12 protein-coding genes, 2 tRNA genes and 1 pseudogene are annotated in these 19,642 nt (G+C 66.5%); 7 read left to right on the forward strand and 8 right to left on the reverse strand.

Translation table 11 applies throughout. From position 1 onward, the window contains the following. Position 1: 1 nt before the first annotated feature. On the reverse strand, positions 2 to 1,759 hold the full coding sequence (locus tag EIK80_RS05935) for an ATP-binding protein (protein WP_125156062.1): 1,758 nt from the start codon (positions 1,757 to 1,759) through the stop codon (positions 2 to 4). 210 nt (positions 1,760 to 1,969) lie between these two features. Between EIK80_RS05935 and EIK80_RS05940 the strand changes: the two genes are divergently transcribed. Beyond that, the gene (locus tag EIK80_RS05940) at positions 1,970 to 4,918 is read left to right on the forward strand and encodes a long-chain-fatty-acid--CoA ligase (protein ID WP_125156063.1); all 2,949 of its coding nucleotides are present in this window, start codon (positions 1,970 to 1,972) and stop codon (positions 4,916 to 4,918) included. Between the two features lie 11 nt (positions 4,919 to 4,929). Here EIK80_RS05940 and EIK80_RS05945 read toward each other — a convergent pair whose 3' ends face one another. Next, a complete protein-coding gene (locus EIK80_RS05945) occupies positions 4,930 to 5,823 on the reverse strand; it encodes an MBL fold metallo-hydrolase (RefSeq protein ID WP_125156064.1) in 894 nt (297 codons plus the stop codon). A 74-nt stretch (positions 5,824 to 5,897) separates the two neighbouring features. Here EIK80_RS05945 and EIK80_RS05950 point away from each other — a divergent pair, with 74 nt between their 5' ends. Beyond that, on the forward strand, positions 5,898 to 6,044 hold the full coding sequence (locus tag EIK80_RS05950) for a hypothetical protein (protein WP_125156065.1): 147 nt from the start codon (positions 5,898 to 5,900) through the stop codon (positions 6,042 to 6,044). 6 nt (positions 6,045 to 6,050) lie between these two features. On the opposite strand, the gene EIK80_RS05955 is transcribed toward EIK80_RS05950, so the two are convergent. Continuing rightward, the gene (locus tag EIK80_RS05955; RefSeq protein ID WP_125156066.1) at positions 6,051 to 6,458 is read right to left on the reverse strand and encodes a TIGR01244 family sulfur transferase; all 408 of its coding nucleotides are present in this window, start codon (positions 6,456 to 6,458) and stop codon (positions 6,051 to 6,053) included. Positions 6,459 to 7,161: 703 nt separating this feature from the next. Between EIK80_RS05955 and EIK80_RS05960 the strand changes: the two genes are divergently transcribed. Further along, complete coding sequence (locus EIK80_RS05960; protein ID WP_233586456.1) at positions 7,162 to 10,098, forward strand: TonB-dependent receptor; 2,937 nt, start codon at positions 7,162 to 7,164, stop codon at positions 10,096 to 10,098. 340 nt (positions 10,099 to 10,438) lie between these two features. On the opposite strand, the gene sppA is transcribed toward EIK80_RS05960, so the two are convergent. Beyond that, positions 10,439 to 12,223, reverse strand: a complete 1,785-nt coding sequence (gene sppA / locus EIK80_RS05965; protein WP_125156068.1) for a signal peptide peptidase SppA — start codon at positions 12,221 to 12,223, stop codon at positions 10,439 to 10,441. 174 nt (positions 12,224 to 12,397) lie between these two features. Then, positions 12,398 to 12,474 (reverse strand) — tRNA-Pro (locus EIK80_RS05970). Between the two features lie 165 nt (positions 12,475 to 12,639). Here EIK80_RS05970 and EIK80_RS05975 point away from each other — a divergent pair. Together EIK80_RS05975 and EIK80_RS05980 are read left to right on the forward strand one after the other, a co-directional pair. Further along, positions 12,640 to 12,713: transfer RNA gene (locus tag EIK80_RS05975), tRNA-Gln, on the forward strand. Positions 12,714 to 13,249: 536 nt separating this feature from the next. Continuing rightward, the gene (locus tag EIK80_RS05980) at positions 13,250 to 13,678 is read left to right on the forward strand and encodes a MucR family transcriptional regulator (RefSeq protein ID WP_125156069.1); all 429 of its coding nucleotides are present in this window, start codon (positions 13,250 to 13,252) and stop codon (positions 13,676 to 13,678) included. 73 nt (positions 13,679 to 13,751) lie between these two features. On the opposite strand, the gene EIK80_RS05985 is transcribed toward EIK80_RS05980, so the two are convergent. The 3 genes from EIK80_RS05985 to EIK80_RS05995 all read right to left on the reverse strand — a co-directional run bounded on the left by EIK80_RS05985 (position 13,752) and on the right by EIK80_RS05995 (position 18,364). Then, positions 13,752 to 15,554 (reverse strand): ATP-binding protein, encoded by a 1,803-nt coding sequence (locus tag EIK80_RS05985; RefSeq protein WP_125156070.1) that lies wholly within the window; start codon positions 15,552 to 15,554, stop codon positions 13,752 to 13,754. A 72-nt stretch (positions 15,555 to 15,626) separates the two neighbouring features. Then, positions 15,627 to 16,181 (reverse strand): GNAT family N-acetyltransferase, encoded by a 555-nt coding sequence (locus EIK80_RS05990; RefSeq protein WP_125156071.1) that lies wholly within the window; start codon positions 16,179 to 16,181, stop codon positions 15,627 to 15,629. After that, positions 16,178 to 18,364 carry a S9 family peptidase gene (locus EIK80_RS05995; protein ID WP_125156072.1) on the reverse strand — a complete coding sequence of 729 codons (2,187 nt, stop codon included), beginning with the start codon at positions 18,362 to 18,364 and terminating at the stop codon, positions 16,178 to 16,180. The genes EIK80_RS05990 and EIK80_RS05995 overlap by 4 nt, the downstream gene beginning before the upstream one ends. A gap of 132 nt (positions 18,365 to 18,496) precedes the next feature. Between EIK80_RS05995 and EIK80_RS06000 the strand changes: the two genes are divergently transcribed. Together EIK80_RS06000 and EIK80_RS06005 are read left to right on the forward strand one after the other, a co-directional pair. Beyond that, positions 18,497 to 19,345 (forward strand): serine protease, encoded by an 849-nt coding sequence (locus EIK80_RS06000; protein ID WP_125156073.1) that lies wholly within the window; start codon positions 18,497 to 18,499, stop codon positions 19,343 to 19,345. 74 nt (positions 19,346 to 19,419) lie between these two features. Further along, positions 19,420 to 19,616 (forward strand): annotated as a pseudogene (locus EIK80_RS06005) (CsbD family protein). Positions 19,617 to 19,642 lie beyond the last annotated feature (26 nt).

A 19,642-nucleotide genomic window follows, 5' to 3' on the forward strand; every position in this document is an offset into this window, starting at 1 on the left:
CTCACGCCGCCTGCCGGTCTTCGCCCGGCGGCTCCGGGTTCACCGCCCGGACGATCGCGGTGATCAGGTCCATCGGCTTGACCGGCTTGCCCAGGTGGTCGTCAAAGCCCATGCCGAGGAACCGCTCACGGTCGCCGGCCATGGCCGAGGCGGTCAGGGCGATGACGGGCAGGGCGGGATCGCCGGTCCGGCCCTGGCGGATCGCCTCCAGCGCGGTGATGCCGTCCATCACCGGCATGTTGATGTCCATCAGGACGCAATCGTATTGGCCCGAGGCCATGGCCTTCAACGCCTCCTCGCCGTTCTCGACGATGGTCAGGGTGACGCCCGTCGGCTCCAGTATGGCGCGCACGACCAGCTGATTGACGGCGTTGTCCTCGGCCATCAGCACCCGGATCTGATCGAGGGTCTTGTCGTCTTGGGTCTCGAGTTCCGGCGCGGGCGCGGCCGCTTCGGCTTCCTCGACGCGGAGGCTGAGCACGAAGCAGGCGCCGACCTGGGACGGGCGCAGCTCCAGGTCGCCGCCCAGCTGGCGGGCCAGGGCGCGCGAGATGGTCAGGCCGAGCCCTGCGCCGCCGTGCCGGCGCGAAATGGTCTCATCCGCCTGGGTGAAGCTGTCGAACACCCGGTCCGCGGCCGCCGCCGGCACGCCGGGTCCGGTGTCGCTGACCGTGAAGCGCAGCATCCACGCGTCGCTCGCGCGCTCGGCGTCGACGCCCACCCGGACGTGGCCTTGGGTCGTGAACTTGACGGCGTTGGAGACGAGATTGGTCAGGATCTGTCGGATGCGCAGCGGGTCGGCGAGGATCCAGTCCGGCGTCTCGGCGCTGAAATCGGCGAACAGCGACAGGTTCTTGGACACCGCCGCGTCGCGCCAGGCGTCGACCACGTCGGCGACGATGGCGCGCGGATCGATCGCCTCGGGAGCCAGCTCGACACGGCCGGTCTCGATCCGCGACATGTCCAGAACGTCGTTGAGCAACTGCATCAGGCTGTCGCCCGACTTGAGCATCAGGGCGACCTGTTCGCGCTGGGCCGGGTTCAGGGGCGAGCGCTCCAGGGCATGGGCCATGCCCAACAGGCCGTTCATCGGCGTGCGAAGTTCGTGGCTGGTGACGGCGATGAAGGTCGACTTGGCGCGGGCCGCCTCAAGGGCGCGCTCGCGCTCCTCGCGCAGGCCCCGGGTCAACGCATCCATGCGGCGGGCGGCGGCGCGGTTGCGCAGGGCGACATTCAGGGTGACGGCGATCAGCAGCACCAACGACCAGCGCATCGACTGGGTGGCCATGTCGGCGCCGGGCATGAAGAAGAAGGGGAAGACGATCAGTGAGGCCGCCGGCATCAGTCCGCTGATGATCAGCAGGGCCAGCGGCTGGTGACGGTACTGCTGGGCGAAGACCAGTTGGCCGCACCAGATGGCGACGGCGGCGATCTTCAGCTTGTCGGAGCCCTGCAGCCAGAGCAGGCCGGCCAGTGCGGCCCAGCTGGCGTTGACGGGGATCGCGGCCAGGACGAAGGCGGCGCGGTCGCCGCGCGACACGGGACGGCCTCGGCCGAAGTTGCGGCAAGCCAGGGTCGCCAAGCCCTCGGCGACCAGGAAGCCGGCCAGCCACGCCACGGCGGTCGCCGCTCCCAGGCCCAGGCCGACGATCCAGGCGGCCAGACAGCCGGAGACGAGACGCGAGACGCCGAGCCGCCGAATGTCGGCGCCCACCTCGTCCAGTCTTTCATCCGCCAGAGTGTCGGCCAGCCAGCCCAAGCGCCGTCTCCCATCCGCGAACCTTGTTCGCCCACGGGAACTATCCGCCCATTGCAATCAAGAGTCTTTAAACGCGGCGTGCGGCCGATTGGCGCGGCGTCGCCGCTTGAGCGCCGTCTTTTCCCCCGAAGGGCGCGGCGCGTTGCGTGTTGCGCCGCACAACGATAGCCTTGCGTGAACAACGATAAGCGATGGGAGCGTAGCGTTCGGATGCAGGGATTGATGCAGCACGGGGCCCTGACCCTGGACAAGATCATCGATCACGCCGCCCAGTGGCACGGCGGGCGCGAGGTGGTCAGTCGTTCGGTCGAGGGGCCGATCGTGCGCACGACCTATCGCGAGATCCGCGATCGCGCCAAGCGGGTTTCGAACGCGTTGCTGGCCTTGGGGATCAAGCCGGGCGACCGCGTCGGCACCCTGGCCTGGAACACCGGCCGCCACATGGAGGCCTGGTATGGCGTCATGGGCATCGGGGCGGTCTGCCACACCCTGAACCCGCGCCTGTTCCCCGAGCAGATCGCCTGGATCGCCGACCACGCCGGCGATCGGCTGATCTTCACCGACCTGACCTTCCTGCCGATCATCGCCGCGATCCTGCCGCGGCTGCCGCACGTCGAGCACGTGGTGGTGTTCACCGATCGCGGCCACATGCCGGCCGACTTCCCGCTGGCCGGCGACGCCCCGCACTTCAAGGGCCTGATCGCCTATGAAGACCTGATGGAGCAGCACGGCGCCGAATGCGCGTGGGGCGGCTTCGACGAGGGGACGGCGGCGGGCCTCTGCTACACCTCGGGCACGACGGGCGATCCCAAGGGGGTGATGTACTCGCACCGCTCGAACTTCCTGCACACCCTGATCACCCTGCAGCCGGACGTGATGGGCCTGTCGCAGAAGGACGTGATCCTGCCGGTGGTGCCGATGTTCCACGCCAACGCCTGGGGCGTGGCGTTCTCGGCCCCGGGCGCGGGCGCTAAGATTGTCATGCCGGGTCCCAAGATGGACGGCGCCTCGATCTTCGAGCTCCTGGACACCGAGGGCGTGACCTTCTCGGCCGCCGTGCCCACGGTCTGGCAGATGCTGCTGCAGCATCTGGAGGCTACGGGCGCCAGGTTGCCGGTGCTGAAGAAGGTGGTGATCGGCGGCGCGGCCTGTCCGGAGAGCATCATCCGCGCCTTCCAGGAAACGTACGACGTCGAGGTGGTCCACGCCTGGGGCATGACCGAGACCTCGCCGGTCGGAACCCTGTCGGTGATGACCGACGAACTGGAAAAGCTGCCCTACGACCAGCAGATGCCCTACCGCCTGAAGCAGGGCCGGCCGCCGCTGGGCGTGGAGCTGCGCCTGACCGACGACGACGGCAAGCTCCTGCCGCATGACGGCAAGGCCTTCGGCCATCTGAAGATTCGTGGCCCGATCATCGCGGCGGAGTACTTCCGGGGCGCCGGCGGCAAGATCCTGGACGAGGACGGCTTCTTCGACACCGGCGACATCGCCACGATCGACGAGCACGGCTTCATGCAGATCACCGATCGCGCCAAGGACGTCGTGAAGTCCGGCGGCGAGTGGATCAGCACGATCGAGATCGAGAACATCGCCGTGGGCCACCCCAAGGCCGCCCTGGCCGCGGTGGTCGGCATGCCGCACTCCAAGTGGGACGAGCGGCCGGTGCTGCTGGTCAAGCTGAAGCCGGATGAGACGGCCACCAAGGAGGAGTTCATCGACTACCTCCAGGGCAAGATCGCCAAGTGGTGGATGCCGGACGACGTGCTGTTCGTCGACGACATCCCGCTGGGCGCGACCGGCAAGATCGACAAGAAGGTGATCCGCAAGCGTCTGCAGGACGAGGGCTACACGCTGCCGGAGACCCCGGTGCAGCCTTCGCCCGCGCCCCCTCCGCCTCCGCCGGAGCCCGCGCCGACCCTGGCCGCCGCCGACGGCGGCCACGCGGCGGTGATCTATGCGCCCGAGCCCGCCGAGGAGGTCGAGGCCGAAGCCATCGCGCCGGAGCCGGAGCCGGAGCCGGAGCCGGAGCCTGAGCCTGAGGTGGTCGCCGACCCGACCCCGGAGCCGGAAGTCCAGCAGGTCTCGGCGACCGACGCGATCATCGCCGAGGCCACAGCCATCGCCGCCGCCGTCGCCGAGAACCCCTCGGCGCCCGAGGCCCAGGCCGCGGTTGCCGCGTCGGAACCCGAGCCGGTCGAGGTCAAGGTCGAGCCGGAGCCGCCGCTGCGTCTGCGCGATCCGGATCAGGCGGAGGCGCCCAAGCCCGTGCTCGCCGACGCCGGCGAAGCCCTGCCGTTCGCCATGCCGATCACGCCGGGCAAGCGCGGCAAGGGCAAGAAAGCCGCCAAGGTCGCGACGACGGACAAGGTCTCCGGCAAGCCGCCGCGCTGGGCGTCGCTCTATCTGGACCTGGCCCTGTTGATCGCCCTGGCGCCGGCCATCCTGGCTGGCGGCGGCGCGCTCGGCGTCAAGCTGGGCATGATCCCGCTGCCGCTGGGCTACACATCGATGACCCTGGACTGGGCGCCGCGGCTGGCCTTCATCAGCGTCGCCACTGGACTGATCGGCCTGGTCATCGCGCTCAGCGCCGGCTTCGCCCGCCTGTGGAAGGGCGCGGCGCTGGCCCTGGTGATTACCGCCGCCACCTTCGGGGCGATGTTCGCGGCGAAGGCGCTGGGCGGCCAGTCGCCGCCGATTCATGACGTGGCCACCGACTGGAAGACGCCGCTGGGCTTCTCGGATGCGGCCATGGCCGCCCGGGGCGGTTCGGCCGTGGTGGTTGACGACGACCCCAGCCTGCCGGTGGGCTCGGCCGCCTATGCCGGGCGTCGCGTGGCCGAGATCAACGCCGAGACCTGCCCGGTCGCCCGTCCGCTGGTCAGCGCACGCGCGCCAGGCGACGTCTACGAGTCGGTCAAGGCCGCCGTTCTGGCGTCCGGCATGACCCTGGTCACCGACGACCCGATGGACGGCCGGCTGGAGGCCACGGGCAGCAGCTTCTGGTATGGCCTGACCGACGACCTGGTGGTGCGAGTGCGTCCGGACGCCCAGGGTTCGCGCCTCGACATGCGCTCGATCGGCCGCGACGCGGGCCCTGACCAAGGCCGCAACTGCGCCCGGATCGGCGCGCTGATGAGCGCGGTGCGGGGGGAGTAGGCCATTCCGTCTCAGGCGAGCCGATATTCCGACTCCAACCCTGGCTCGCCTGGCGTTACGACCCGCCCCTCGCGGACCAACTGGATCATGTGCGCGAAGACCGAGTGGGCCGCCGCCGGGTGCAGTCGCGGATCCACGGTCGCGTAGAGGCTGGGGACCATCGCCTTGATGGTCGTGAAGCCCGCGCCCAAGGCTTCCAGGATCTGCGCCTCGCGGCCCCGGCGGTGGGCGACATAGGCGTCGATAAAGGGGGCGACCTCGCGGACCGGCGCGCCGTGGGTGGGCCACAGGACGTCGAAGTTCCGCGCCCGCACCTTGGCCAGGCTGGCGAAATAGTCGCCCATGTCGCCGTCGGGCGGAGTGATCACCGTGGTTGACCAGCCCATGATGTGGTCGCCGCAGAACAGGGCGTTCTCTTCCTTCAGGGCGAAGCAGATGTGGTTGGAGGTGTGACCGGGCGTGGTCACGGCCTCCAGGGTCCAGCCCGGCCCCGAAAGCAAGTCGCCGTCGGCCAGGGTGACATCGGGCCTGAAGCGCCGGTCGGCGCCTTCCTCGAGCCCCGGAGACGCCGCCTCGCCGTGGTCGGCGGGGGCGGGCAGGCCGTGAACCTTGGCGCCGAACGCCTCCGCCAGCGGATGGGCGAGGGGAGAGTGGTCCAGGTGATGATGGGTGACCAGCACGTGGCTCACCCGTTCACCCGCCAAGGCGGCCTTTAGAGCCTCGAAGTGTTCGGGGATGTCCGGGCCGGGATCGATCACCGCCACCTCGCCCCGCCCGACGATATAGACGCCGGTGCCGGTATAGGTAAACGGACCGGGATTGGAGGCGATCACCCGCCGGATCAGCGGCGAGACCTGGTCACAGCGGCCGTATTCGAATTCCAGTTCGCGGACGAAGGGGATCATCGGTTCGCTCCTGGGACGCGGCGGCGGCGCCGGTCTTGCGCTTTAAGCTTCCAGTAACCCTGGAGGGATCGGCCATGACGGCGGACGCGGCGATTTTTGTCTCAAAACGGCTCCAGCGCGCGGCCTTCGCCATTCTGTGTATCATCCTGGCGCAGTTCGTTCTGGCCAGTTGCCAGCCCGAACCGACGCCGATGGCGGCCCGCGAGTCGGCCGCTTTCTAGCCGGGCTTAAGCGGGCAACACGCCCGACAGGTCGTAACCGGCTTCACGACCCTGGTTGACTAGGGTCTCGCGGTCCTCGCCCGCCAGGGCCTGGCCGATCGACCAGGTGACGATCGAGCGTGTGCCCGAGCGGCAGAAGGCTAGCACCGGTCCGCCGGCGCCTTGCGTCGCCGCGCGAACGGCGTCCACCTGCTCCTGGGTCGGGCCGCCCCGCACCGGCACATGCAGATAATCCATCCCCGCCGCCCGCGCCGCAGCCTCGATCGCCGCGCTCGACGGTTGGCTGGGGTCCTCGCCATCGGGACGATTGTTGATCACCAGAACGAATCCCTGCGCCGCGGCGCGGGCCATGTCGGCCTCGGTCACTTGCGGGCTGACCGAAAGGGAGTCGGTGACGCGTCGAAATTCACTCATGGGTCTTTGGAGCTCATGTCGCGCGGCGTGCTCCGCCGCCCCGGCATCTTCGTGGGCGACGGGCGCCTAGGCAATGGTCAGCGCCGTCGGTCACGGTGCGCGCTAAGCCGGCATATGTGAAGAGTTTGTGTCGCTCTTTGCCTCACTCTCAAAAGAGATTTGTGCAGAACCGCGTTGTCCTGGGCATGATTTTCTGTCTGTCAATTATGGCCGGTAATTTTCTCGCTGGATTTTCTTCGAAACGATAACGGCTTGAACGGCGTTCCTTGAGGTTAGAATAACCTCGTTAAAACAAAAGCCTGGCGAAGATATTGCGCGCGCTTCCGAGCCTTCGGTACTCCAGCTGAGCAACGGTCTCTGGAAAAGCGGCGACCCTGTGGCGATTTTGCGACAGGGAGGCGCGATGTGAATTACAATTTTGCAATGACAATTGACCCTCGGCGGCGCGCCCCCCTAACGTCGGTACAACCGGAGAAATGTTTTCCGGGACACCAGTGATCTCGTGGCGCCGTTAGGCGGTTTTCCGCTCCAGGTCGGACAAAGTTTCTAGAGGGGTTCTGTCCGACTTGCCGCCCGCGCCACGCTCAGAGGGGATTTGAAAAACATGGAATTCAACAAAGGTAGCGCACGCGCGCGCCTCGCGAAGGGCGTGAGCCGCGTCGCGCTTGGCATTGCGCTGAGCGTTTGCGTCACCGGGGTCGCCATGGCCCAGTCGCAAACCGGCGCCCTGCGCGTCGCCGTCACGGGCCCGAACGGCGCCCCGCTCGCGGGCGCCACGGTCGTCATCAAGTCGCCGGACTCGCTCAGCCCGAAGACGGCCACGACGGACGCCGAAGGCCGCGTCCGCGTCGGCGGCCTGGATCCGTCGACCAACTACACCGTGACCATCTCGGCCGGTGGCTACAGCAACTTCAGCGCCGACCACGTCGCCGTCGTTTCGGGTAAGGACCTGTCGGTCGGCTACGCGCTGGCCGCCGAAGGCAACACGATCGAAGAAGTCGTCATCACCGGCCGTTCGCTGGCCGCCGTCGACGTCACCTCGGCCACCGTCGGCACCACCCTGACCCTGCAGACGGTGGAATCGCTCCCCACCGGCCGCAACTACCAGAGCTACCTGCAGCTGGTTCCGGGCGTGAAGCCCTCGTCCGGCGGCAACCCGTCTTCGCGTTCGGGCGTCAACTACTCGGACGTCGGCGGCGCCATCGGCAGCTCGTCGGACAACCTGTACTACCTCGACGGCGTCGACGTGACCGACCCGGTCACCGGCACCTTCGGCGCCAACTTCAACTCGGAAATCATCCAGGAACAGCAAGTGATCGTCGGCGGCGTGCCGGCTGAATACGCTGGCGGTTCGGGTCTGGTTTCGCGCGTCGTGACCAAGTCGGGTTCGAACGAGTGGCACGGCTCGGTCAACTACTACCTGCAGAACGACAGCCTGGTCGCCAAGGACAAGCACTCGACCTCGGGCGGCTACAAGACCTACGACACGGCCTTCACCCTCGGCGGCCCCATCATCAAGGACAAGCTGTGGGTCTTCGGTTCGTACCAGAAGAAGCACCGCGAAGACGAAGTGCTCAACGCTACGACCGGCGCTACGATCCGCAACGTGTCGCGCAACGAGAAGTACGCCTTCTTCAAGGGCACCTGGCAGATCACCGACAACGACCGTCTGACGGGGACGTTCTTCAACGATCCGACCAAGCTCAGCGGCCAGCGTGACGCCACGATCCTCAACAACCGTGACTATAGCCGCAAGCAAGGCGGCGATAACTACAAGGTTGACTACACCCACACCTGGAACGACCTGCGCGTGAACGCCTATGCGTTCAAGCACAAGTCGGAACTGACCGACATCGCCGTCGACAGCACCATCCGCGACAACGTCACCTTCCGCACGACCGCCCAATCCACCCTCCAACAGCGCTCGCTGGGTGGTCGCGGCATCAACTTCGAAGAGCACCGTGACCGCAAGGAATACGGCCTGAACTTCGAGTACTTCCTCGACACCAAGCTGGGCACGCACACCTTCAAGGGTGGTTACGTCAACACCGACAACACCTACTTCCAGACCGACTCGGTCCCGGGCGGCGTGACCTACGCTTCGATCGACAAGCAGTATCTGGGCACCACCTACGGCCAGTACATCGGCTCGGGCTGGACCGCTCGCGCTATCGCCTCGACGGACACCGCTGGCTTCATTCTGCCGGCTCTGAACGCCAGCGCCAGCGCCAAGGCGCTGCTGGACACCAACGGTAACGGCTCGATCTCCCAGACCGAACTGAACGCCCTGGTGTTCAACAGCACCGCCGGCAACCCGTACGGCAACGTCAACGTCTACCGTTCGGTCCGCGCGGCCGATGCTCCGTACACCGTGTCGAGCAAGGGTGAGACCCTGTACCTCCAGGATACCTGGACGATCGATCGCCTCACCGTGAACGCCGGCTTGCGCGCTGAAAAGTGGCGTCACTTCGCCTCGGACGGCAGCCGGATCGCCAAGTTCGACTGGGATATCGCGCCGCGGGTCAGCACGACCTACGACGTGTTCGGCAACGGCCGCACCAAGGTCTTCGCCTATGTCGGCCGCTACTACGACCCGATCCGTAACGACATGAGCGACTTCGCTGGTGCGCTGACCGGTCCGGTGAACAACGAGCAGATCCGCGTGGGCAACGAGTGGATCACGTTCCGTACCCGCGGCCCGGGCGACGCGCAGTTCGCGCCGAGCACCAAGACGCCGTACACGGACGAGTTCATGATCGGCGCCTCGACCACGATCGGTTCGAGCATCGGCTTCTCGGCGACGGTGACGCGCCGGATCAGCAAAGACATCATGGAAGACTATGATCTGACGCTGTATTCGAATCCGAACGCGACAGCCGCCGATGGCGCGCCGGTCGACCCGGATGACGGCGTCACGCCGGTGCCCGGCATCGCCTTCCCAGGCTCGCCGCTCTACCTGCCGTACTCGTACTTCGGCTTCAGCTCGGCTCCGACCACGAACTACGTGATCGGCACCCTGGCCGGCGGCAAGCGTGAGTACACCGGCTACGAGTTCGTCCTGACCAAGTACAAGACCACCAACTGGTTCGGTCAGCTGTCGTACACCCACAACAAGGCGTACGGTAACTCGAACTCGGACGGCAACGCCGACTTCCAAGGCGACTGGCTCGCCCTGGATCCGCGCGCGCCGAACATCTGGGGTCGCCAGGCCGGCAACATCAAGCACCAGGTCAAGGCCTACGGTTCGTACGACTTCCCGTTCGGCCTGCAGGTCTCGAGCGTGTTCAACTGGAACAGCGGCTCGTACTACACGCCGGCCGACGTCGTCTCGAGCCGCTATCTGCCGCCGATGGGTGACGTCCGCCCGGTGGGCGGCATCAACGACACCTACGTGCTGCCGGGCTTCGTGGGTTCGGGCAAGAACCCGTCCTACTACACCCTGGATGCGCGCCTGAAGTACGTCCAGAAGCTCCCGGTCGGCGAGGCCGAGTTCTTCCTCGACGTCTTCAACATCCTGGACAAGCAGTCGCCGACCGGCGTTGTCGCCAACCGCGCCGGCAGCGGCCAGTATGGCTTCGAACAGGCCAACGGCTGGGTCTCGTCGCGTCGCGCCTATCTGGGCGTTCGCTACTCCTTCTAATCGACAGCTTCGGCTATCGATGGGGAACGCCGGTGCGAAAGCACCGGCGTTTTCTTTTGGGCGGTGTCCTGGGCCGCCGGCCGTGAGGTCGGCGGCTTTGGCGTGTTGGGGGCTATTTTCCTTCCCCCTTGCGGGGTGGGTGGGGGACGTTGAGGGATGTCTGACGCCTGGCGGCCGTGAAAGCCCCACCCACCCGCCTCGCTGGTCCCCCTCTCCCCGCAAGACGGAGGGAAGGGGCCGCGACGACCCCTAGGGCGGCCTTGGGCGCCTTGCACCCACGTAAACAAAAAGCCCCGACGCGCGCCGCGCCGGGGCTTCATGCTTCAATCTGTAGGAAGGTTTACCGCACCGGCGTGTCCGCCAGCACCGACGCCCCGCCCGGCGCGGCCCGCAGGCGGGCCTTGGCCATCTCGTCCAGGATCGCCTGGGAGCGCGGATCGCCCAGCACCCAGGCGGCGGCCGCCAGGGTCTTGGCCGAGGTCTCGCTGACGCCCAGGAAGCGCTCGAAGGCCTCGAACGGCGACTTGCCGCCATCCATGCGCTTGAGGCGCACATCGTCCTTCAGCTTGGCCAGGGCCTTGGCCTTGTCGACCGCGTCGTAGAAGCCGCCCAGCTCGTCGACCAGGCCCAGCTGCTTGGCCTGCTCGCCGGTCCAGACGCGGCCCTTGGCGATCTCGCGCACGCGCTCGGGCGGCAGGTGACGGCCCTCGGCCACGCGGGCGACGAAACCGGCATAGATGCGGTCCATCCAGCCGGAGAACTTGGCGCGCTGCTCGGGCGTGAAGCCTTCGCCCGCGCCGAAGGCCTGCGAATAGTCGCCGCCGACATGCAGGGGCTTGGTGTCGACGCCGAACCGGGCGAGGGCGTCGCCCAGGGCGAACTTGCCGCCATAGACGCCGATCGAGCCGGTCAGGGTCGAGGGTTGGGCGACGATCGAATTGGCCTGGCTGGAGATCCAGTAGCCGCCCGAGGCCGCATAGGTCCCCATGCTGACCACCACCGGCTTGCCGGCCGTCTTGGCCGCCCTGACCGACGCCAGGATCTGCTCCGAGGCGGTGTCCGAACCGCCGGGCGAGGACACGCGGAACACGATCGCCTTGACGTCCTTGTCGTCGATCGCCGTCTTGAAGGCCTGGGCCACGGTGTCGGAATAGACGTTGCCGTCGCCGCTGAACGGCGAGCCGCCACCGTCGGCGCCCGTGACGATCGCGCCCTCGGCGCCGATCACGGCGATGGCCGGGCCGGTCTTGACGGTCGGCGGCTTGGAACGGGCCGCGTAGTCGTCGAAATCGACAAGTTTCGCCCCCTTGCCGGCCTTGTCGAGGGCGAAGGCCTGGATGTCGCTGACCTGGCCGACCTTGTCGATCAGGCCCTTGCCCTGCGCTTCCTGGGCGCTGTACGGCCCCGCCTCAAGGGTCCTGGTCAGGGCGACCGGATCGCGCTTGCGGTCGATCGCAGCGCTGGTCAGAGCCGTGCGATAGACCGAGCCCATCCATGACAGCGTCGATTCCCGGTGAGCCGGGGTATAGTCGCTGTAGAGATAGGGGTTCACCGCGTTCTTGTACTCGTAGCGTTGCTCGTACTCGGCCTTGACGCCGTATTTGTCGAAGAAGCGCTTGAAGAACATCGCCTCCGACGAAACGCCGACCGCCTGGAAGCTGGAGTCGGGCTGCATCCAGAACTCGCTGGAGGCCGCGCCCAGCATGTAGGTCGAGGTGACCATGCCGGACGGATAGAGCCCCTGGCTGTGGGCGTAGATCGGCTTCTTGCCGGTCTCGCGGAAGTGCTTGAACGCCAGGCGCAGCTCGTCGGCGGCCGCCGGAGCCATGCCGCCCTCGGGCAGGCGCACCAGGATGGCCTGGACCTTGTCGTCCTTCTCGGCGCGCCGCAACGTCTCGATGATCGACATCACCGAACTCCCGCCGCCGCCGAACGCGGCGAAGGGGTTCTGAGGCGCCTGGTCCGACAGGCCGCCGCGCAGGTCCAACTGCAGCACGGTGTGGGTGGGAACGGGGGCGGGCCGGGCCGCGCCGGCGGCCATCACGATGAGCAGGAAGGGGACGCCGACCACGAACAGCAGAAGACCGACGAAGACGCCGGCGACGGTCAGGAAGAACTGCTTCATCGGAGGTCCTGTGAGCGAAACCGGCGACAAGCTAACCGCTGTTCGGGTTGCGACCAAATGAACAGCGCGCAACGCGCCCCGGTTCTGGCGAGTCGCAAGTCAGGCGCCGCTCTCGCGACGCCTAAACTTATGAATTTTGGGCTGTTTTCCCGCCTCTGGTTGGCGGGGAGAAAATGGTCGGAGTGGCAGGATTTGAACCTGCGACCCCTGCGTCCCGAACGCAGTGCTCTACCAGACTGAGCCACACTCCGACTTGGAGGCCGGCCTTATAGGGGTCGGTTTCGGAGGGCGCAAGCGCCTTTTTCGAGGTTCGCGCGAGGACCCGAAAAAAGTTCTGAAATGGCCTGTTGCATCCGTCCGAGTCGTGAGCTATTTCCACCGCCTCGCCGAGCCCCGAGGGGTTTCGCCGTTCCTGCTGGGGAATGGTGTAATGGTAACACTGCGGTTTTTGGTACCGTCATTCTAGGTTCGAGTCCTAGTTCCCCAGCCACTTCCTTCCATCACTAGTCGAGCTGATCTTCAGCTCTTGCACGCGTTCCCGCGCCGGATGCGTGCGCCGGTCGCTGTCGCCCGCGTGGCGGTCTCCGCGAGATTTCGCGAGGCCCGCGGCCTGGTCGTCGAGGGGGCGAGGTCGACGGCGGCGTGAATACAATCGATTGGCAAGTCCATTCGCGCAATGATCATGTCGGCCCGCCGCTGTTCTCGGGCCGCGAGGGGCAATCGGCGCCGCTTCGAGCGTTGAGCACGCAGCATGTCGCGGTATTGGCCCCGAGGATGTCAGAACTCATGCAAGTTGAGTTCGCAGTTGCGAGATAGAGGGCTGCACCCTGGGGTTTAGCTTTCGAATCGATGCCTGATATCGGCGATGTCACCGTTATAGTTGGCGAAAATTAGCGCTGCTGAGCCCGCTCAACGACAGTGAATTGTTACGGTAATTCACGAATTGGCTGACAAATAACCGGCAAACTACTTGTTTTTCTCAGGCGACCGTGTAATTGCGGACCAAAGGGGAATGGAGTTGTGATCGTGGAAGATAAAGCGACCCTAATCGAGCTCACCGCCGAGATCGTGGCCAACTATGTGGCCAATAACGTTACGCCGGTTTCCGAACTTCCAGCGTTGATCCGTGCTACGCACGATGCTCTGGCCGGTATTGGCGCGCCGCCGGCGCCCACGGTCGAGGCCGTGACCAAGGCGACGCCGGCTCAGATCCGCAAGAGCATTACGCCGGAGGCTCTGATCAGCTTCGAAGACGGCAAGCCCTACAAGACTCTGAAGCGCCACCTCACGACCCACGGCATGACCGTCGCCGAGTATAAGGCCAAGTGGGGTCTGCCGAACGACTACCCGACCACGGCGCCCGCCTATAGCGAGGCCCGTTCGGCGATGGCCAAGGCTCTTGGTCTGGGCCAGGGCGGCCGCAAGGGCAAGGCCACGCGCTCGCGCAAGGGCTGATCGCTCACAGACCTTTGGAACGACGAAGGGGACGCCGGCGGCGTCCCTTTTTCGTATCCGCTCTTCAGCAAGCTCAGGCCGCCCCGCGTCCTTCGGTCTCGTCGACCTCCGTGATCTCCAGAGCCCGGGCCAGGGCCTCGACCAGGCGCGGAACTTCGACCGGCTTGGGCACCATGGCGTCCATGCCGGCGTCGGCGTAGAGCGTCCGCTCATGGGTCAGCACGCTGGCGGTCACGGCGATGATCGGGGTGCGAGGCCGACCCGTCCTGCGCTCGCCCTCGCGGATGGCCTTGCTGGCCTCGACGCCGTCCATGACCGGCATGTGCACGTCCATCAGGATCGCGTCCCAGCGGTCGGTTTCCCACATCGCCACCGCGTCGCGGCCGTCCACGGCGAAGTGGCCGTCGACGCCCAGATGGCTCAGCAGGGTCAGCAGCACGGCGCGGTTCGTCTGGTTGTCGTCAACGACCAGAATTCGCGGCGCGCCAGCCTTGTCTTCGAGCTCGGGCGTGGCGATGTCGAGGGTCGGAACGGGAGCGGCCTTGGCCATCGGCAGGACAAGGGTGAAGCAGGCGCCGCCTTCGGCTGGAGCCGAGAAGGCGATCGCGCCGCCCATCAGTTCGGTCAGGGTCTTGCAGATCGCCAGGCCCAGGCCCGAGCCGCCGGCCTGGCGGGTGCTGGAGCTGTCCAACTGGGCGAACTTGGTGAAGAGACGGTCGCGCTGGTCCTCGGGGATGCCGACACCGGTGTCGATCACGCGCGCGGTCAGCGTCGTGGCGTCGCCCTCGACAATGACCCGCACCGCGCCGGCCTCGGTGAATTTGACGGCGTTGGAGATCAGGTTCGACAGCACCTGGCGCAGGCGCTCGGCGTCGCCCAGGCGCCAGCCGCCAGCGTCAGGCGCGACCTCCAGACTGAACGCCAGGTCCTTGTCGCGCGCCAGGCCGCCATAGAGCTGGCGCAGCGCGTTGAGCTGGGCGCAGAGGTCGAACGGAGCGGGCTGGATGTCCATCTTGCCAGCCTCGATCTTGGAGATGTCGAGGATGGCGTTGATCACGCCCAGCAGCGACTGGCCCGAGGCGGTGATGGTCTCCAGGCGTTGGCGCTGGTCGGGCGAGAGGTCGCCGGCGCCCATGATCTGGGCCATGCCCAGCACGCCGTTCAGCGGGGTGCGGATCTCGTGGCTCATGGTGGCCAGGAATTCGGTCTTGGCGCGATTGGCGGTCTCGGCGGCCAAGGCCAGCGCCTGGGCTTCGGTCCTCAGGCGGCGGTTCTCGGTCAGCTCGCGCTGCAGCTCGGCGGTCAGGGTCTCGCTGGCCAGGCGCGCGCGCACTTCGCGGCCGACGACGCCGCGCATCAGGGTCGACATGCCGGCCGCCGCGAAGGCCCCGGCCACGCCGACATAGAGGAACTGATCGACGCTCTCCGGCGGGACATGGCGGGTCATCCACAGGAGCCCGGTGATCGCGGCGGTCGCGCTGATCATCGCGACACGCCGGCTAGGCGCGGAGGTCGCGAAGACCAGGGCCATCAGCACGAAATAGACCAGCTTCTGCGCCTCGAAGTGCAGGGTCTGGTAGGCCACGGTGTTGATCAAGAAGAGGGCGTTCATGCCCAGGGTCAGCGCCTCAAGCGGCAGGCCCGTGATCCGGCCCCGGCGCAGCAGGACCCAGGCGCACACGGCGTAGAGACCGGCGGCGACGGACAGACCTTCCAGGACGACGAGCGCCAGGCCGGTCTCGTAGAAGGGGTGAGAGACGCTGATGAGCGCATAGTAGATCGAGGTCGCGAACAAGTAGCCGCTGACGATCGGCACATAGGCGCGCATCAGAGCGACCTTTTCCGGTCGCGTTTGCTTGGCTTTCGAAGCGGTCACAACCTGTCCTCGATCATCCCCAGAGCGGGATCCTAGACGAAGACTAGTTAAGCCTTGCTTCGAACGTCGGTATTAGACGCCGCTGAGGGCCATGCCAGGGGCGTCCGGCGGGGTCGCGCCGCCGCCGTTCAAAGGGCGCTGCATCCACACCAGGTCGACCCAGCGGCCGAACTTGTGGCCCATGTCCGGGAAAACACCTTTCTTTTCAAAGCCAAGCGCCGTGTGCAGGCCGATCGACGCGGTGTTGCCGCTGTCGCCGATCACGGCGCACATTTGCCGCAGACCCAAGGCTTCGCAACGTACGATCAACGCCTCCAGCAGCGCCCGACCGACGCCCTTGCCGACCGCCTTGGGCGAAACATAGACGCTGTCCTCGACCGTGTAGCGATAGGCCGCGCGCAGGCGGAACGGGCCGGCGTAGCAATAGCCGACGACCTCGCCGTCCAGCTCGGCGACCAGATAGGGCAGGCCGCGATCCAGGAAGTTCGCGCGGCGGCGGGTCATCTCGGCCTGGTCCGGCGGACTCTCTTCGAACGTGCCCAGACCGTTCAAGACATTCCAGGCGTAGATTTCGGTGATGGCGGGAAGGTCTGCGTCGACGGAAGGGCGGATAACGACGGAGCTCATTTCGACCAGCCCTTTTCCACCGCCCAGACGGCGAAGGCGTAGTCGAGCGCGATCTCCTTGAGGAAATCGAAGCGTCCCGAGGCCCCGCCATGGCCGGCGTCCATATTGATCTTCAGCAGAACGGGATTGCTGCTGGTTGTGAAGTCGCGGAGCTTGGCGACCCACTTCTCGGGTTCCCAGTAGGTGACGCGAGGATCCGAGAGACCGCCGGTGGCCAGTACGGCCGGATAGGGCTTGGCCGAGACGTTGTCGTACGGCGAGTAGCTGGCGATGTAGTCGTAGGCCTCCTTGTCCTCCAGCGGATTGCCCCACTCGGGCCATTCCGGCGGGGTCAGGGGCAGGGACGTGTCGCTCATGGTGTTGACCACGTCGACGAAGGGCACGGCGGCGATGATCCCGGCGAACAGATCCGGGCGCATGTTGGTGATGGCGCCCATCAGCAGGCCGCCGGCCGAGCCGCCATAGGCGACCGTGTTCGAAGGCGCGCCGTAACCGGCCGCGTGCAGGTGCTCGGCGCAGGCGATGAAGTCGGTGAAGGTGTTCTTCTTCTTGAACTTCTTGCCGTCCAGGAACCAGCCCCAGCCCTTTTCCGAGCCGCCGCGCGGGCAGGCCGTGGCCCAGATCCAGCCGCGGTCGACCAGGCTGAGGTTCCGGATCGAGAAGCTGGGCTCCATGGCGATGCCGTAGCTGCCGTAGCCGTACAGCAGCAGCGGCGCCGAGCCGTCCAGCGGGGTTCCCTTCTTCATCAGGATGAACACCGGCACGTCGGTCCCGTCGCTGGCCTTGGCGTTCAGGCGGCGGGTCTCGTACTGGACCGGGTCGTGGCCTGACGGGATCTCCTGGGTCTTGCGCAGGGTGCGCTGGCGCGAAGCCATGTCGTAGTCGAACCACTGCCGGGGCGTGGTCATCGAGTTGTAGATGAAGCGCAGGTTGTCGGTGTCGTACTCGTAGCCCCCCTCGAGGCTGAGCGCGTAGGCCGCCTCATCGAAGCCGATGGTGTGCTCGTCGCCGTTCACGGCGGTGACCACGACCTGGTTCAGGGCGTCCACCTTCTCCAGCCGCACGAACCAGGCCTTGAAGGCCATGGTCCCGGAGATCAGGCGGCCCGGCTTGTGGGCGATCCAGTCTTTCCAGTTCGCCTTGCCGGTGGCGGTCTCGGGGCAGGTAACCAGCTTCCAGTCGACGGCGCCGTCGGCGTTGGTGCGGATCACCCAGTGGTCGTTCCAGTGCTCGACCTCGTAGCGGACGCCCACCTCGCGCGGGTGGAAGACGACCGGCGTCGCGGTCGGCGTGGCGGCCGGGATCAGCAGGTTCTCGCTGGTTTCCTGGTTGCCGCACGAGATGACGACGTACTTCTCGGAGCTGGTGACGCCGACGCCAATGAAGAAACCCTCGTCGGGCTCGTCATAGATCAGCACGTCGTCCTGAGCCGTCCCCTTGGCCGGGCGACGATAAATCTTGGCCGGGCGGCCGTTGTCGTCGCGGAACGTCCAGTACAGCCACTGGCTGTCGGGCGAGAAACAGAAGTCGCCGGTGGAGCTCTCGACCGGACTTTCCAGGACCTTGCCGGTCGCCAGCTCCTTGACATGGACGCGGTAGACTTCCGAACCCTGCTCGTCGACGGCGAAGGCGTAGAGCTTGTGGTCCGGCGAATGGCTGGCCGCGCCGACCTGATAGAAGGCCTTGCTCTTCGACTCTGTCTCCTCGTCGAGCAGGATCTCCTCGGCGCCGCCGCCGATTGGCTTGCGAGCGTGGATCGGGTGCTGAGCGCCCTTCTCGAAGCGGGTGTAGTACTCGAAGGGACCGTCCTTGGCGGGGACGCTGGCGTCGTCCTCCTTGATGCGCCCCTTCATCTCCTCGAACATTGTCGCCTGCAGCGCTTCGGTCGAGGCGAGCATGGCCTTGGTGTAGGCGTTCTCCTCGGTCAGGTGCGCCTTGACGTCGGCCTTGATCAGGGCCGGGTCGCGCAGAACCTTCTGCCAGTTGTCGTCCTTCATCCAGGCATAGTCGTCGACGCGGGTGCGCCCCAGTTGCTCGATCGTCTTGGGGATCTTGCGCGCGACCGGGGGAACGGGGCGGGCTGCGTCTGAGGACATGGCGGATCCGAAAGCTATTTCAGGGAGGACTATGGGGGATGACGTAAGCGTCGCAGCCGCGCTCGTCATCATCTGTCGCCGGTTCATGGCCAGAATTTTCCCCAACATGCTCTAACGCGCGACTGCGGCAGAACGACAACTTGCGGCGCGAGAATCCTGTGGTCAAACTCACTCGGTAGTCGGGCGAGTAGTCGAGTTAAGCGTAACCAAGGGGGCGATATGGCCTGGGATCTGTCGGTCGACCTGATCAAGGCGACGGTCCAGATTGAACAGCCGCTGGGTGACGGCACGCGGACGGTCGGCACCGGCTTTCTGATCTCCGACCCGACCCCTGACGGCAAGCCGCGAACCATCCTGGTCACCGCCGCCCACGTGTTCGACAAGATGCCCTCGGTGTCGGCCAAGGTCGGCTACCGCATCGAAGGCGGCGACGGCGTGTGGCGCTTCGATCCCGAGACCCTGAAGATCCGCGACGGCGACCATCCGCTGTGGGTCAAGCACCCGACCCGCGACGTCGCGGTCATGGTGGTCGAGGCGCCGCCCGAGTTCGTCAAGGCCGCCATCCCGATCAACTACCTGGCCCAGGACGACACCTTCAACAAATACGCCCTCGGCCCTGGCGACGAGATGATGGCCCTGGGCTTCCCGCGCGGTCTCTCCGCGAACCCGGCCGGCTTCCCGATCCTGCGTTCGGGCCGCGTGGCCAGCTATCCTCTGGCGCCGGCGACCAATTTTCCGACCTTCCTGATGGACTTTTCGGTGTTCCCCGGCAATTCGGGCGGACCGGTGTTCATGGCCGAGGGCGCGCGCCGACGGCCGGGCGCCAGCGAAAGCCAGGAGGTCCAGTTCGTGGCCGGCCTCCTGACCCAGCAGGTCGAGCTTTCGGGCGAGCGTCTGGAGATCGGCATCGTCACCCACGCCAAGTTCATCCGGGAGACCCTGGCCCTGCTGGACAAGGTTCCCGGCTCGCCGGTGACCCAGGCGCGGCTATCGAAACCCGAGACGCCCATCCCGGGCGCGATCCCGGCGGTGGCGGTCTCGGCCAACGCGATGGGCGCTTCGCACTAGGCTTTAAGGGGAACTAGACCCGCGCCCGACCCGTTTCTTCTGCAACGCAACACCAGCAACCGCAGGAGTAAGCCATGAGCACCAATCGTGTCGAAGGCGCTATCGACAAGGGCGTGGGCGCCGCCAAGGAAGCCGTCGGCAAGGCCACGGACAACGAACGCCTCGAAGCCGAGGGCGCGGCCCAGAAGGTCAAGGGCGACATCCAGAACAAGGTGGGCAAGGTTCAGGACAAGGTCGGCGACGCCATCAAGAAATGAACACCCGCCTATGACTGACCGAAGCGGCCGCCGGAGCGAT

Source organism: Caulobacter sp. 602-1, assembly GCF_003931565.1.
Lineage (GTDB): Bacteria > Pseudomonadota > Alphaproteobacteria > Caulobacterales > Caulobacteraceae > Caulobacter.